The sequence below is a fragment of the Chroococcidiopsis sp. TS-821 genome (assembly GCF_002939305.1).
GTDB lineage: Bacteria > Cyanobacteriota > Cyanobacteriia > Cyanobacteriales > Chroococcidiopsidaceae > Chroogloeocystis.
Window position 1 is genome coordinate 1 of record NZ_MVDI01000001.1, and the last position, 16266, is coordinate 16266.

The following is a 16266-nucleotide window of genomic DNA, read 5'->3' on the forward strand; positions in this document are numbered from 1 at the left end:
TCGCTTGAAGCGCGATTTACCCAAGGATGCGGTTCTGACTTATGATGATGTGGAATTGCCTCCCGGTCGTCTTTGTGACGAGTTGCGTGCCCAGCAGGATGCTCACTTTGCTTCTCGCGTTCCTCTTTCTGCTTGTGCCTAATTTATTGCATAAGGCGATTAGCGATTAAAGTTATAAATAACAAACTCATATCACAATTTCTAGTTTGATCGCTGAAACTTCTGTGTAAACTGTACAAGGATTACATAGGTTTATTTAAATTTCAATTTCTATCAGTGACAAGAAGGACTTTGTGGAGTATTATTAATAATTACATCCCTCGATGCTAAAGCGAGGGTTTTTTTATCAGTTATTAAAGTTTTGAATAACTTTTAGGACAATCCTATTTACTTTAAGAGATAATCAGTAAATAGCTATTGAGTGGATGCTTAAAAACCCTCAAAGCTCAGAATCATCAGCTTAGCTAGCATTTAATCCTGACCTCTAGAAAATTAGTAGCTTGACATACGAAATAGGAACATTTCGCATTCAGATTTATTGAAAATCAGTCTCAGTCATATGAAGACCTAGGTCACTAATAATAAATAATACCAAGTTACAAATTCAGCTCAGACTGTATTTTTTTATAATTCGCTTTACAATTTCATTACAAAAAACCACCTTTTAAAAAGAAAATATAGAGAACGGGTGAAAAAACATCCGTATTTTCAACATTCGTCTAATATAAGTACAAGAAGATCAACTTACATTTCAATATCAACAGATTCATTTCCTGAAAGACCATACAAAACATATCTATCCCCAGCTAGAAATATAACTTCCACATACACAAAGTACTGCGAGCTATAGTCCGAAAAAATGTTGAAGCTTAGCTCCAATACTTGATGTTAGATGATATAAGGCTGTCTAAAAACAGTAAAGGATTTTTCAATGACTAAAGCTATATCCTCATACTCCCTCTCAAAAACAACGCACAAAAATAATCGTTGGTCCTATTATTTATTGATAGCATTAATAGCAAATGCAGCTATTTGGGGTTCTGCATTGTTAGTCGTTAAATTGAAAAAACCTGCATATACTAGCACTTCTATAGCTACCTTACCGGAAACAAAATCAGCTGCTAATGTTAATCTGCCTAATATTGGGCAAGCTTATTATGAAAACTCTTCACCTTATGCAAATAGCTCCATACAAGACCCAAGAGAAACTTACAAAATCATTGCTGAAAGCGAACCAGTATTAAGAGCAGCAGCAAGTCAGGTCAATATGCCTTTGGAGGATTTTGGCAAACCCAGAGTTAAAATTGTCCTGAATACAACTCTGATGACGTTTGACTTTAAAGGAAATACACCAGAAGAAGCTAGAAATAAATCTTTAGCATTTCACCAAGCGTTTCAAAATCGACTCAATCAGCTAAGAGCAAAAGAAATTGCCCAACAGGAGATAGGCTTCCAAAGCACACTCGATTCAGCAAAGCAAAAGCTACAAGAGGCACAACAAAAACTATCAGCATTTAAAGCTAACTCAGGACTAGTATCTAATGAGCAACTAAGAGATCTTTCTGCTAACATCGAACAGTTAAGAAGACAAAAAGCAGAAGTTTCGGCGCAACAACAGCAGATGAGTTCTCGTGTAGGACAGTTATCAGCTAATTTAAACATATCTTCTCAACAAGCTGCCGACGCTTTTGCATTGCAATCTGACCAAATATTTCAGCAGAATTTAAAAGATTATAGTGATGCTAGTGCTTCTTTAACTTTACTCAATGCGAGATTTTTACCCGATCATCCGAGTGTAATTGAACAACAAGCAAAACGAGATGCAGCGCGAGAAGCTTTCTTATCTCGCAGTCAAGAGTTATTAGGGCGATCGGTAGATGAACGAGCAGTACGACAATACGCACTCAATCAAGCAAATTCACAATCGGCACGGGAAGCGCTGTTTCAAGGGTTAGTTGCATCACAAGCCGAACAGCGAGGACTACAAGCTCAAGCGCAAGAAATAGATAGACAAATTGCAATCCTTGAAAATAGGCTAAAAAACTTAGCACAGAATGAGTCTATTTTAGATGCCCTCAAGCGAGATGTACAAATTGCAGAAGCAGTGTTCTCTTCTACTCTAACTAAGCTCGATATTAGCCGCGCCAATGCATTTGGTTCCTATCCTCTCATTCAAATACTCTCAGAACCTACGCTAGCAGAAAGTCCAAGTGGACCAAGACCTGAGTTAATTTTGTTAGGTGCAGCACTGTGCTCTTTATTTGTTAATACTGGCATAACACTACTATATCTGCGTAAACCTAAATCTAAGGCATCTAGAAAAGAGTTAGAAACACTTGAATTACAACAACCTGCTCTAGGTTTCAATGAGAGTAATATCAGCAGTCCTTTTCTATAGAAAAAGTAATTCTACCGCTTTTCGACGACAGCAGATTTTATGTAGAAAAAAGCAGGTTGAGGCAGGTAAATAGGAAAAAGCAATTAGCTAATTTTACTATGTTTTAGTAGTAATGCTAAAACCTGCCCTGCTTTTAAGTTTAGTTTGAAGAAAATGAAGAAACTTAAAAAGTACCTGACAATCTTCTTATTAAGCTATCTTTTTATTATAGGGACGATATTTATATGGTTTGACACCAAATCTTCCGCAGTATCATCTAATCTTTGGCTTCATGTAGATGGTATACATATCAAGGATATACATAACAATAAAGTTGTTTTACGGGGTGTCTCAGTTCCTGATTTAGCTCACTATGACTTTAGGGGAAGAACAGGGAAATCTCCTGTGGAACTAATCGAGTTGTTAACGGATCGTCAACAAGGATGGTACTCTACAGTAGTTAGATTGCCTGTATATCCAATCTGGAAGTTAGGTTATAATTCTAATCCTCAACGATATTATGAAAACTACATTAAGCCTGCTGTAGAAAAGTGTGTGGAACGAAAAATTTACTGCATCATAGATTGGCATTACATAGATAATCCTGCTAATTTAGATGCCGAAACACGTGCTTTTTGGACTGATATCGCACCAAAATATAAGAATTATCCTAATGTTCTATTTGAGGTTTTTAATGAAAACTCAACTGACATGAGTTGGGCAACATGGAAAAACATTGTTCAACCGTGGGTAGATCTGATCCGTTCTTATGCCCCTAATAATTTAATTTTGGTAGGAGCACCGCATTATGCTCAACATCTTTATGATGCTCCCAACAATCCAATTAAAGGTAAAAACATTGTTTATGTGGGTCATATTTATCCTGGATTAGAGCGAAAATTATGGGATCAATGGATTTTTAATGTAGCAGATAAAATTCCTCTATTTATTACCGAATGGGGATTTCGTAACGGTGCTGATTACCCTACCAGTGGAACTATAACTAATTTTGGCATTCCCCTGAAGAAGAAGTTAGAAGAATATAACTTAAGTTGGACTTGTTGGGTTGCTGACCATACTTGGCAGCCAGAAATGTTTGATAAGAACTGGAATCTGTTGGTCGGTGAAAACTATATGGGTGGATTTGTTAAAGATTACCTTTTGAGCAAGAAGTAAGTAGAAAAAAGCTATTACTTCTTAAGATTTAGAAGTTCATTTTTGCTGAAAAATTCAAATGAAACCACTCAATTTCGAAGAAAAATTAGTTTGGTACACGATTATTGGTACCTATGGCTTATATCTTTTTGGAGCACAGCCTATAGTCATACCTATAGTAGCTTGGATATTAGTAGGCTATCTTGGCAAGAAAATTTGGCAGCAATCAAAAGATGTTCCTGACAATCGACAAATAACGATTCCTTTTACAGCATGGTTATGGCTCATTTCAATGTGCATAATCGTAGTAGCTATAGTCATGGGTAATCTTGACGCTAATGTTGATAATGTTAGATTAATGAAGTCTGTTTTTAAATGGACTAGAGAACACGCTTTATGGGGTCTGCTGCCCTTAGTTGCTTGTCTTAATATTAGACCTAAATTGCTTTACAGAGCAGTCTGTATTCTTTGTGCTCAAAGTTTAATTGTCATTCCATTTTGTTACTTGGCATACTTACTACGTCTCCCTAGTAGTAGTTTGTATGTTTCTCCTTTAGCTAAAGTCGGAGGAAATTCCCCAGATCTTTATAGTGTAGTTTTTTATTTTTTAGACTACGACAGCAATCAAGTTCGCTTAACTTTGTTTGCTCCTTGGGCACCTAATTTAGCTTTAATATCACTCATTTATTTTTTCATTGCTCGGCAAGAAACAAATAAAACATGGCGTAGAATTGGTATGATAGGCGCGCTTGTCATGGTATTAGTTTCGGTATCGCGCGCAGCAGTCTTATCCTTTCCAGTGATTTTATTGCTTACTTGGCTTTTGACAAACTTTACTCGACCTGGAATATATTTTGCTACAGGGATAGGTAGCTTTTTCCTAAGTATTTTTTCAACTCAAATAACTAATTTTGTTAGTAGTTTTACTGAGCAAGTGCATGGTGCTAGAGCAACTTCCTCTGAAGCTCGAATGAACTTAGTTAAACTATCTTTGAATAAATGGTGGAACGACGCACCTATTTGGGGACATGGATATACTGAGCCTATTGGTCCAGCAATTGTATACTTTTTACCAATAGGAACTTCGGGATGTGGTACTTGGGTAAACTTACTTTACACTAAAGGGATAGTGGGTTTTATGGCATTTGCTGTGCCATTTTTGTGGAGCCTTATTTATTTAGTGACTCAAGCGCATAGAAGTGCGATCGCTAAAACAGGATTGAGTATTATATTAGTTTTCTTCTTTTTCTCATTTACTGAAGAACTCGACCTTTTAGCTTATCTTTACTGGCCTGGTTTATTAATGTTAGGTCTAGCTTTTAGAGCAGAAGTTCAATTAACTCCTGTCAGCATAAGAAAACCTTTATTAGAAGGCTAATTTATAGTTAACCAAAATATTATTTTGAGGTAAAATTTAAAATGAAAAAAGTTTCTGTAATTATTCCAGTATATAATGTAGAACAATATATAGCTGAAACTGTAAATTCAGTTCTTCAGCAAACCTATACAAATTTTGAATTACTTCTTATTGATGATGGTTCTCCTGATAAAAGTATAGAGATTTGTCAAAAGTTTAACGATCCGAGAATCAAGATTATCCGTCAAAAAAATCGAGGAGTAGCAGCTGCCAGAAATACAGGTATTCGTCATAGTCAGGGAGATTATTTAGCTTTTTTAGATGCAGACGACTTATGGTTGCCGCAAAAATTAGAAAAACACATTGAACATTTAGAAAATTCACCAACTGTTGGCGTCAGCTTTAGCCGCTCTGCTTTTATTGATGAAGAAGGAAAGCCCTTAAAGCTGTATCAAATGTCCAAGCTTAAAGATATTACTCCATTAGATTTACTATGTCGTACGCCAATTGGTAACGGTTCGGCAGCAGTGTTTAGAAAAGAAGTTTTTGCAGAAATCAAGTTTCAAGATAATTTTGAAGGTACGACAGAAGATGTTTACTTTAATGAAGATAGAAACTTGCATCCTTCAGAAGATGTTGAATGCTGGCTACGAATCGCTATTCAGACTAAATGGCAAATAGAAGGAGTTGCAGCACCACTAACACTCTATCGAGTCAATCCTCACGGATTTTCGGCACAAATTTTCAAAAAACTGAGATCGTGGGAAACATTGTTGGAGAAAGCTCAAGCATATACACCCATAGAACATATGCATCAATGGAAAGCTCCAGCAATGGCGTACCAACTACGACATTTGACTAGAAGAGCAGTAACTTTAGAAGCAAAATCAACAGCAATAGAATTGATACATAGAGCTTTACTTACACACTGGCAAATTTTAATTGAGGAGCCGCATCGCACGCTTATGACTTTAGCCGCTGCTTACTCATTATTTTTGTTACCAAAATCCTTACACTCTCGACTTAAAGACGCAGCAATAAAAATCGTAGGACGAATCCAGAACCATACTCTGATAACAGAAGAGTATCAGCAATCCGTATAAGTATTGCTGACTAACATTATATTATTTGAGTTAACCCTAATCAGAGTTATCAGAATGTATTAAGGGTTAACTTTCTCTTTTACTTCATTCTCTTTCACGCCTTTAAGAGAAACAAGTCTTTAAAAGAAGACATAATCCAAAACCATATTATCTGTAAACTAAACTATCAATATTTTTATTTTTATCTGAGTTTAATAAAGAAACTTTGAAGAAGAGCAAATCAAAATAGATTTTCAGTAAATATCTCTTAAGATTTAATCAAGTTGCTTTTGTTTTAAGTACTACTTCTAAGCTGAAAAGTTATAGTGTTATCAAAAAATAGCATCTACTCCCTAATCTTATAATATTTAGGCTAAAGGAAATAATGACAATTAGTATCAGAAAAGCAAGGTCAGTAGCTAATAAATTGAAATGGAAGCTATCCGGTCAATTTGTACGTAACATGGGTTGGCTTGGTGGTGCAGAATTAGTCAATCGTGTTTTTCGTTTAGCTACAACTGTTACTTTAGCTCGTTTACTGAACTCTTATGATTATGGGCTTATTGCAATAATTTTAATTACACATGATTTCGCAGCACTCTTCTGCTCTGCTATTGATGCAAAAATTATTCAAACATCAGATAAAGACATTAAAGATTTATGTAACACAGCTTATTGGATGAATTGGATACTATTTATAGTTATCTTCATACTTCAATGTGCTGCTGCTTTTCCTTTAGCGTGGTTTTATAAAGATAACAATATAATTTTACCCATTTGCTTTATAGCCTTAAACTATCTTTTATTACCAATAGGAGCTATACAATCTTCATTGATTAGGAGAGAAAACAGACTTAACATAATAGCTTTGATTAATGTTCTTCAGGGAATCACGCTGAATGTAGCAACTGTTGTATTAGCTTTATTAGGTTTTGGAATTTGGTCAGTTATATTACCCTTTGGATTAGTCAATCCTATTTGGCTAGTGATTAACCTTAAAAACCACTCCTGGAGACCAAAAGTTCCTTTTACTCTTTATCGATGGCAGGAAGTTGCAGGCTATTCCATTAATGTCATCGTAGTTGAATTTTTGAATAAATTAAGAGCAAACTTAGACTATTTAATAGTAGGAAAGTTTTTAGGTTTTCAAGAATTAGGATTGTATTACTTTGCTTTCAATGCTGGCTTAGGAATTAGCATGAATGTGCTGAATGTCATCGTCTCCTCTTTGTTTCCACATTTATGTGCTGCGCGAAGTAATTTAAATCAACTCAAAGCAAGGTATTCGAGTAGCTTAAAAACTATTGCTTTGATTGTTATTCCTTTAGTTCTCCTACAATCTAGCTTAGCTCCTTTTTACGTGCCAATTGTTTTTGGTCAGAAGTGGGTTCCTGCAATTCCTATTTTAATACTTATTTGTCTTTCAGCACTATCACGCCCTTTTGCAGAAGCCGCGAAACTTTTACTCTTAACTGTTGATAGAAGTCGGATTGCACTTATTTGGAATTTAATTTTTACTTTATTGTTTGCGCTCAGTTTGATTGTAGCTGTACAGTGGGGAGTTTTGGGAGTAGCAGCAGCAGTTTTAATTACTCACGTTGTATTATTACCTTTGTTTACATGGTGGACTGGTAAATATATTTTTGACAAAGATTTACCTATGAGAAATTCGTTATAAGCTTACGTTTATACAGTTAAATTAGCTATTTTTCTAGAACTTAAAAAATCGGATATTGGGTATGAATAGCGCAGATGTATTATTAAATTCTCTGGAGCTTATAACAAATCAATGCCCTGTGATTGAATTAGTTAAAGAGGAAAAAAATAGACCAATTTGGTCTGTTATGATTCCAACTTATAATCGCACAAAGTATCTTGAACGAACTCTAAAAAGTCTATTAAACCAAGCACCTGCTCCCGAGGTGATGCAGATTGAAGTGGTAGATAACTGCTCTACAGAAGTTGATATGGAAGCAGTCGTCCAAGATATTGGTCAGGGTAGAATTTTGTTTTATCGCCAGCCTTATAATGTTGGCTTAACAGCTAACTTAACAGCTTGTATTCAGCGATCGCGCGGTCATTTAGTGCACATCTTACACGATGATGACGTAGTATTACCTGGATTTTATCAACGCTTACAGGAAGCGTTTGAGAGAGAACCAACAATTGGAGCAGCATTTTGTCGATACATCAATGTTGATGAGAACGATCGTCCTGTTTATATACCTCAGTTAGAGCAAGCTAACGCTGGTATTATTCTTAATTGGATAGAGAGAATCGCGGTGAAACCTCGTATCCAACCTCCAGCACTAGTTGTTAGACGTAGTGTTTATGAAAAAATAGGTGGGTTTCATCCAGAACTACGTTACACCTGCGATTGGGAAATGTGCAAGCGAATCGCCGCATACTACCCAGTATGGTACGAACCCCAAATCCTAGCACACTATCGAGTACATTCTGCATCTACAACATCAGACGTTATTAAGTCTGGCGCAAATGTTGCAGATCGACGCAAAGCCATCGAAATTTCACGCGCGTATTTACCCCCCCCACTGGCGGAGCAGTTGTCGCACAAAGCTGAAGAAGTATCTGCAATCAATACATTAGGTGTTGCACGTCGCGCACTTAGTAGAGGTGATACTGCTACTACGTTGGTTCAAATTAAAGAAGCTCTTAAATGTAGTTCTTCGCCGAAAATTGTCGGAATACTGACACTTATTCCGATTTTAGCAGCAATAGAGCGCATGAAGCAGTACAAATTTAAACGAGCTTACTAGTGACGCGCGATCGCACTCAGAACAAAACGCACTGTTGCTCTTACTGACAACTAAGTATCATTTTTACATAGAAAAGCAATGAAGCTGAGTGTCATTATTCCTTGTTTCAACGCAGCTGATACCATAGCTGTTCAACTTGAAGCCCTTTCTCATCAATCTTGGCACGAGCCTTGGGAAATTATTGTCAGCAATAACGGCTCAACAGATAACACTGTAGCGATTGTAAAAGAATATACAAAGCAGATTGCAAATCTCCGTCTCATCCATGCACTAGCGCGAAAAGGACCATCCTACGCACGTAATATGGGTATATTAGCAGCAACGGGAGATGCTTTTGCTTTCTGTGATGCCGACGACGAAGTTGCTCCTGGTTGGGTAGCAGCGATGGGAGAAGCATTGACTCGTTATGAACTTGTGGCTGGTGTTCTGGATTATACAAAACTCAATACTGCGGCACAAAGGAGAAATCATCAACGACCATCAGGACTTATTTATCCAAAACATCCTCCTTATCTTCCGTTTGCGGGTAGTTGCAATCTTGGCTTTAAACGCTCGCTGTATGATGCTATCGGCGGTTTCGATGAGTCTTTTCTTTACGTAGAAGATGCTGAGTACTGCTGGAAAGCACAGCTAGCAGGAGCCAAAATTCATTTAGAACCAAGCGCGCTCGTCTATTACCGCTTTCGTAATTCGTTGCGCAGTAACTATCGCCAAGCGTTGAAATGGTCAAAAGCCTATTTGTTGCTTCGCCAAAAATACGGTGGCTCATTGAGTACATTTTCTAAATTAAAGTTGTATTTCGGTGGTTGGAGATACTTGACCTTCAATATTCTACAAGTCCGTAATCGCGGTGACTTGGCAGAATTCGTATGGCAACTTGGATGGAAAATGGGAGAATTACAGGGAGCCATGAGCATGATGTGATTTGCTAGGCGCCGTGTTCTCAAGGTTACATTTGTGGGGCTATTAGGCGATCGCTTTTACTATTGCACGCAGATATAGAACACCACATCTGAATAAAGTTATGTCTGCAACAAAAATCTTGGACTTGAGTTATAGCTTAAAAAATCTTCCGTATGATAAGTAATAAATTATACATAATAATTTATTGGATATTTTCTGAGAAATAGAAGACAGATAATCATTCAATTTACTAATTCAGTTTTATCAAACCAACCTAATTTTGATTATTTAAGTCAAAAAACTTCGTTGCAATCAGCTAGAGTCAATATTTTTATTTATCACTTTTTCCTCAAAGCTAAATGCTGCATTAACTTAGCTTTACAATAAGTTGATATTGTCTTTATAAAGACTACCTATCATACATAGTATGTATTTCTATTGTGACTGCTTCATTTTCTTACATTGTTAGCTACAGCCACTTAAGCATAACTTCATTCAATCTTAACATAAGCCTTAAAAAAAACATATAGTTTTATATTTTAAACGGTTGCTTAACTGAAATGTAAGTATTATTATGTAGATGGTTATAAAAAATAGTTATATCATCGAGCAAAGATAAGATTATAGTGACTTTTTATTCTTAACTTTGCTGGAGTATGCAATGCGTTTAACTATAAAATGTTTAGCTAATAGCCTAAACATTAAACTGTTAAGTTTTAGGATGGCTTCCCGTCGTGAATAAAGCACTAGACACTAGAAACTGGTTGCAAGAAATCCGATGCCGAAATCGGGGAAGTATCTATTTGTTTGCTCCAATGGTGGACTTCAATGTCATGTCTGAAGTAGGTGACACTCCACCATAAGTTAGACAAAGTCACTTAAAAATAATTTATGCAGTCGTTGACAAACCTCAGTTTATTAATTGGGGTATATCGATAGTCTTTAAGAATAGCAACAAAATCAAATCTGAAATTTGAGCTTCAGTTTTTAGGTTTGAAGATTTTTGCTATTTTAATTGCGACCGCACAACTTTTATTTTAGATGCCTTTAAACAAATTCATTTTTGTTTTTTGTTAGAGGTGCTTGAAGGTTTTTGTATAACTTGATAATAGGTAGTTATGAATATCAATACAAGTAGCGTACAGCAACAGTTTTTAGCTAAGCGTCGAGAAGCATCCTTTTGGTTACGCGCAAAAGAAACTGCAATAATTGTACTGATAGGTTGGATTCCAAAACTTCCAGGTTCTCTATTAAGGCAGTTGATATACCGTACTATAATCAAACGAATTGGAAGAGCGGTTTATATTGAATCTGGAGTAGAAATTGCAGGTGCTAATCATTTAGAAATTGGCAATCAAGTTAAAATTCTCCGTGACGTTCGTTTAACTGCTAGAGAGCAAAATAGTCATATTGTTTTGGGCGATCGCGTATGCATTGAGCGCGGTGTTAACATTAGCGTTGTCCCCACTGAAGGTAACTGCCACATAGAAATTGGCGAGCGTACAGTCATTGGTGCATATAGTTGTATTGCAGGTCCTGGTAATATTAGTATCGGTAAACACTGTTTGATTGCTTCGCACGTCGGAATTTACGCCAACAACCATATTTTTGCCAATCCAGATCGTTATATCTGGGATCAAGGTATAACACGCCAAGGGATTACTATTGAAGACGATTGTTGGTTAGGTAACGGTGTCACAGTTCTTGATGGCGTTACTATTGGTCGAGGTAGCGTTATTGGTGCAGGCGCTGTTGTTACTAAAAATATTCCTCCGTATTCAATTGCTGTCGGTGTTCCTGCAAAAGTAATTGCGCGTAGAGGAGAGCAAAAATCACTTAAAGATGTTCGACAACGAGTTATTTAAATGATTCAGTAAAACAACTGAATGTTTTTCATCATCTTAAAAATATATAAAATGAATTCTCCTTCATAACGAAGGAGAATTTTAATTGTCAATAGATAGGCTTTCTTTGGCTATTCAGCGTTTTATCTTAATCTATACTTTGGTTAGGCATATTATATAACCTTAGTTTTTGTTTTAAAATTAGCCAGAAAAATGGTAAATCTTCGAGTAGATATCGCTTCCAAAGCCTTTGGGGCTCAACTAATAGTCTATAGAGCCATTCAAGTCCAGCATCACTCATCCACTTTGGCGATCTTTTCACGGTACCAGCTTCAAAGTCAATTGTTGCTCCTACAGCAAGAAATATCTTGATATTCGGCAAGCGATCTTTATATTTTATAATCCATTTTTCTTGCTTTGGCGCGCCCACTCCTACTGCTAAAACTGATGCACCAGATTGATTGATTATTTCAATAATTTCTGCACACTCTTGCTCGTCCTTTTCAAACCCAAAAGAAGGAGAATGAGCACCTATCACTATATTTCTACCAACCTTATTATTAATGCGCTTGGCGGCTCGCTGTGCTACTCCTTGTTTACCTCCTAAAAGAAAGATTTTGATGTTTGGATTATTTTTATGGTAGGTGTAGAAAGCTGGAAATAAGTCTGAACCTGAAATTTTCTCTTTAATAGGAGTTCCCAAGAACCTTGAGGCATAGACCAGAATTTGACTGTCACAAACTTTATAGTCAGCCTGCAAATAAGTTTGCAGAAACTCGCGGTCATATTGCAGCTTAACCATGTGATCTACATTTGGTGTAAAGACAACGCCTGATTGGAGTTGTTTGAGTAACTCTACTTTAGATAAGTTATCAAGTGAAATATTAAGGATTTTGACAAATTTCATTGTTCTACATGTAGGAAAATAATCAATAGCAAGTTCGTCGCAGGCTGAACTTTGGCTTTCCAAAAAAGGCACAAGATAGTTACCTGAGCTCTGCATTCAGTACATCTTTTTTAGAGAGCGGCGTAGATTTTCTATGTCTGCGAATACAATGCCTGTGCTTCTTAAAGCACAAACTTTTCTGCTTTACTGTAGATACAGTAAATTTACGTATTTTGATATCTATTGGTGAAATAGATACTAAATAGATTAATTGGTATTTTCGGGATATGCGGAGATATGCAGTTAAGGTTTATACGATCTTTAAGATATGAGAAAGTTCAATGAAATTTACATAAAAAACGTCGAGTTGATAGTCAAAAAGTTATAGTAAAATTACGTAAATAATGATAAGTGAGTGTATTGTTTTCTCAACCGTAAATGGTGTTTGTTCAGAGAAAATAGAGGTAGGGTAAACCGAATTGTTGCAGGGGGGCAATTTCTCTGTGTAAGATTACAGCGATCGCACTTGATCTGCCTTTATGATCCTGAATGAAGAACCGATGAACTAAATCACCATGCTGGAACAAGGCACGATCAGTATTCATACAGAAAATATCTTCCCGATTATTAAAAAATCACTCTACTCCGACCACGAAATATTCTTGCGGGAACTCGTATCCAACGCTGTAGATGCCATCCAGAAGCTAAAAATGGTATCCCGCGCAGGAGAGTACACCGGCGACGTCGGGAACCCAGAAATTCAAATTGCGATCGACAAAGACAAAAAAACCCTCTCGATCAGCGACAATGGTATCGGCATGACTGCCGAGGAAGTCAAGAAATATATCAATCAAGTCGCCTTCTCAAGCGCCGAAGAATTTATCCAAAAGTATCAAGGTAAATCCGATCAACCGATTATTGGTCACTTTGGATTGGGATTTTATTCCTCGTTCATGGTGGCGCAAAAAGTCGAGATTGATACACTCTCTTATAAAGAAGGTGCAACTGCTGTACACTGGTCGTGCAATGGTTCGCCAGAGTTTCGTTTAGAAGATTCACCCCGTACGCAACGCGGTACAACTGTTACGCTGACTCTGCAAGAAGAAGAACAAGAATATCTAGAACCAGCGCGGATCAAGCAGTTGGTGAAAACTTACTGCGATTTTATGCCAGTCCCGATTAAACTCGATGGCGAGGTACTCAATCGGCAAAAAGCACCGTGGCGCGAATCTCCGAGTAGCTTAACGAAGGAAGATTATCTGGAGTTCTACCGCTACCTGTATCCTTTTCAAGAAGAACCACTCCTGTGGGTACACCTCAACACCGATTACCCCTTTATTCTCAACGGAATATTGTATTTCCCCAAATTGAAGCCGGATGTCGATGTCACGCAAGGGCAGATTAAGCTATTCTGCAACCAAGTGTTTGTCAGCGATCATTGCGAGGAAATTATTCCCAAGTTTTTATTACCAATGCGCGGTGTGATTGATAGCACGGATATTCCGCTGAATGTGTCGCGGAGTGCACTGCAAATGGACCGCACCGTACGCCGAATCGCAGATTATATTTCACGCAAAGTTGGCGATCGCCTCAAGGAACTCTACCGCGATAACAAAGAAGAATACATCAAAGCTTGGCAAGATATCGGTACTTTTGTCAAATTTGGCGCGCTCAACGACGAGAAATTCAAAAAACAAATTGAAGACATCATCATCTATCGCACGACACGCGAAACAAAAGCCAGTGACACCCCAAACGTTGAGGTACAGTCGCAAGAAGGTGATGTTTGGCAAGATGTTACTCCACAAGAATCAGCAGCAACGACACTTCCCTACACAACGCTGAAAGAATACCTCGAACGTAATAAACAACGCCATGAAAATCGAGTTTATTACTGCACCGATCAGGTTTCCCAAGCTACATATGTAGAACTACATAAAAATCAGGGTTTAGAAGTCCTATTTATGGACTCGTTCATTGATACCCACTTTATTACATTCCTCGAACGCGAATATCCTGATGTGAAGTTCTCGCGGGTAGACTCAGATTTGGATGAAACGTTACTCGATCGAGATAAAACTGGGGAGATTGTCGATCCTAAAACTAATAAAACTCGCAGCGAATTGGTTAAAGAACTTTTCCAAAAAGCGCTCAACAAGCCTAAACTCAATATTCGCACTGAAGCACTTAAATCAGACGATCCGCAAGGTACACCGCCAGCAATGGTGTTGTTACCTGAATTCATGCGCCGCATCCAAGAGATGAACGCATTTATGCAACAGCAAGCCGCGCAGTTTCCTGAGGAACACATTCTGCTTGTGAATACCGCGCACCCACTGATTCAAAACCTTGTGAGTTTAAATCAAGGTAGTATCGTGCAAGGAGATACGTCGTCTCCTTCAGCCGAGTTAGCGAATATGATTTGTCACCACGTCTACGACTTAGCGCTGATGGCACAAAAAGGATTTGATGCTGAAGGAATGAAAGCTTTTGTCGAACGGTCTAATCAGGTCTTGACAAAACTGACTGAACGTGCTGCTAAGAGTTAGATACGTCTAATTATGGATGGTAGCCCGCATCGACGGGCTTTTTTTATGGTTGGATAATCGCCTGGCGACTCCCTTCGCGGCTTAAACAACTAAGTCCACCTTCGTGGACTAATAAATTAGGAGATGCGATCGCACTTCTCGCACAGTCATTATGTAATGCGGATACAATAAGAGATTGCACGTTAATTCATACATGGAGATAGATTATGTCGCGCAAATGTCAGCTAACAGGCAAAAAAGCCAACAATGCTTACGCAATTTCGCACTCGCACCGTCGCACCAAAAAGCTACAAGAAGCAAACTTGCAGTGGAAACGCGTATGGTGGGCGCAAGGAAATCGCTGGGTAAGACTGCTACTTTCGACTAAAGCAATCAAGACTTTAGAACACAAAGGTTTAGAAGCAATGGCAAAAGAAGCAGGAATCAATTTAAATCGCTACTAATGCGTACTTTTGGGGGCATTATTGCCCCAGTATGACACGAGGCTCAATCTTACTGCTGTGCTACGCGCCTAACTGCTTCTAAATCAACACCAAGCCGCTCTGCAATTTGCTCTATACTCATGCCTAATTCCAGCAGTATTGGCACTGCGGTTAGTTTACCTTCTTGGCGACCCTCTTGGCGACCTTGCTCAAGCCCTTGTTCAAGTCCTTCTTCTAAAGCTTCTTGATAAACTCTAGTTTGCTTTAGTTCGCTTAATCCCAGCATTTGTTCAATCTCCTCTCTACTCAATTCTGGGAACTTGTAAATAATGACTGTTTCTATTAATTCTAAAATTTTTTGCCGCTCGGTAACATCAGTAAGTTCGCGCTGCGCTTTCTCAATTATCTGTCTTGCTGTTTCTGGTGCAGTGGCTTCTTTGGCACCGATAAGTTGGAGTAAGCCTAACCCAATCGAGATGTCAGTGACTTCTCCTGTAAGTTGATCTAGGTATATGCGTTGCAGACGCGAGCTACTGGCAAAATCTTGGTAGTGTAATGGTAATCCTGGATCTAGACGACGTTTTGTAAAAACTAGAAGACCTCGCCAATCATTTGCAGGTCGGTAGTCGTTGAGATAAAGAAAAATCTCGCTAAAGAAACTAGGATAAAGATCGCCGTTTAAATCGCGATAGCCTTGAAACTCAACAAAGTATATGGGCAAATTTGTAGCATAAGGAGGTGGAAGTAAAATGCCATCAATACGAAAGCTAGTTTGCTTCACTTCTTGAGACAAAAAGCTATAAGTGGATATTCGAGGTGATGAGTCACCAATCAATTCAAACAGAATCGCGGGATAAATCTGAAAAAGCTGGTAAAACAGGCTATCAGTACGCAAGAGTTATTAGCTGATATAG

13 protein-coding genes and 1 pseudogene are annotated in these 16266 nt (G+C 37.8%); 11 read left to right on the forward strand and 3 right to left on the reverse strand.

Annotation, left to right across the window (positions count from 1 at the left end; all coding sequences use genetic code 11):
* From B1A85_RS25870 to B1A85_RS25780, 9 genes and pseudogenes are all read left to right on the forward strand, one after another.
* A pseudogene (locus B1A85_RS25870) lies at positions 1-142 on the forward strand (NAD(P)-dependent oxidoreductase); the annotation flags it as partial.
* An 861-nt stretch (positions 143-1003) separates the two neighbouring features.
* Positions 1004-2398: a hypothetical protein gene (locus B1A85_RS00010; RefSeq protein ID WP_210404100.1), complete on the forward strand. Its 1395-nt coding sequence runs from the start codon at positions 1004-1006 to the stop codon at positions 2396-2398.
* Between the two features lie 153 nt (positions 2399-2551).
* Entirely contained in the window at positions 2552-3553 is a 1002-nt protein-coding gene (locus tag B1A85_RS00015; RefSeq protein ID WP_104544909.1) for a glycoside hydrolase family 5 protein, read from the forward strand.
* Between the two features lie 58 nt (positions 3554-3611).
* Positions 3612-4910: an O-antigen ligase gene (locus tag B1A85_RS00020; RefSeq protein ID WP_104544910.1), complete on the forward strand. Its 1299-nt coding sequence runs from the start codon at positions 3612-3614 to the stop codon at positions 4908-4910.
* Positions 4911-4951: 41 nt separating this feature from the next.
* Positions 4952-5992 (forward strand): glycosyltransferase family 2 protein, encoded by a 1041-nt coding sequence (locus tag B1A85_RS00025; RefSeq protein ID WP_104544911.1) that lies wholly within the window; start codon positions 4952-4954, stop codon positions 5990-5992.
* A 364-nt stretch (positions 5993-6356) separates the two neighbouring features.
* Positions 6357-7649, forward strand: coding sequence for a lipopolysaccharide biosynthesis protein (locus B1A85_RS00030; protein ID WP_104544912.1), 1293 nt, complete (start codon positions 6357-6359; stop codon positions 7647-7649).
* 166 nt (positions 7650-7815) lie between these two features.
* Positions 7816-8748: a glycosyltransferase gene (locus B1A85_RS00035; RefSeq protein ID WP_246841275.1), complete on the forward strand. Its 933-nt coding sequence runs from the start codon at positions 7816-7818 to the stop codon at positions 8746-8748.
* 78 nt (positions 8749-8826) lie between these two features.
* A complete protein-coding gene (locus B1A85_RS00040; RefSeq protein ID WP_104544914.1) occupies positions 8827-9672 on the forward strand; it encodes a glycosyltransferase family 2 protein in 846 nt (281 codons plus the stop codon).
* Positions 9673-10769: 1097 nt separating this feature from the next.
* Positions 10770-11516 (forward strand): DapH/DapD/GlmU-related protein, encoded by a 747-nt coding sequence (locus B1A85_RS25780; protein ID WP_305763997.1) that lies wholly within the window; start codon positions 10770-10772, stop codon positions 11514-11516.
* Between the two features lie 127 nt (positions 11517-11643).
* On the opposite strand, the gene B1A85_RS00050 is transcribed toward B1A85_RS25780, so the two are convergent.
* Positions 11644-12402, reverse strand: a complete 759-nt coding sequence (locus B1A85_RS00050; protein WP_104546248.1) for a WecB/TagA/CpsF family glycosyltransferase — start codon at positions 12400-12402, stop codon at positions 11644-11646.
* A 554-nt stretch (positions 12403-12956) separates the two neighbouring features.
* Here B1A85_RS00050 and htpG point away from each other — a divergent pair.
* Complete coding sequence (gene htpG, locus B1A85_RS00055) at positions 12957-14930, forward strand: molecular chaperone HtpG (RefSeq protein WP_104544915.1); 1974 nt, start codon at positions 12957-12959, stop codon at positions 14928-14930.
* A 43-nt stretch (positions 14931-14973) separates the two neighbouring features.
* Here htpG and B1A85_RS23760 read toward each other — a convergent pair whose 3' ends face one another.
* Positions 14974-15111 (reverse strand): hypothetical protein, encoded by a 138-nt coding sequence (locus B1A85_RS23760; RefSeq protein WP_168192318.1) that lies wholly within the window; start codon positions 15109-15111, stop codon positions 14974-14976.
* Positions 15112-15136: 25 nt separating this feature from the next.
* On the opposite strand from B1A85_RS23760, the gene rpmB reads away from it, so the two are divergent.
* Positions 15137-15373, forward strand: a complete 237-nt coding sequence (gene rpmB, locus B1A85_RS00060; RefSeq protein ID WP_015189261.1) for a 50S ribosomal protein L28 — start codon at positions 15137-15139, stop codon at positions 15371-15373.
* A gap of 49 nt (positions 15374-15422) precedes the next feature.
* On the opposite strand, the gene B1A85_RS00065 is transcribed toward rpmB, so the two are convergent.
* The gene (locus B1A85_RS00065) at positions 15423-16247 is read right to left on the reverse strand and encodes an Rpn family recombination-promoting nuclease/putative transposase (RefSeq protein WP_104544916.1); all 825 of its coding nucleotides are present in this window, start codon (positions 16245-16247) and stop codon (positions 15423-15425) included.
* Positions 16248-16266: the final 19 nt, after the last annotated feature.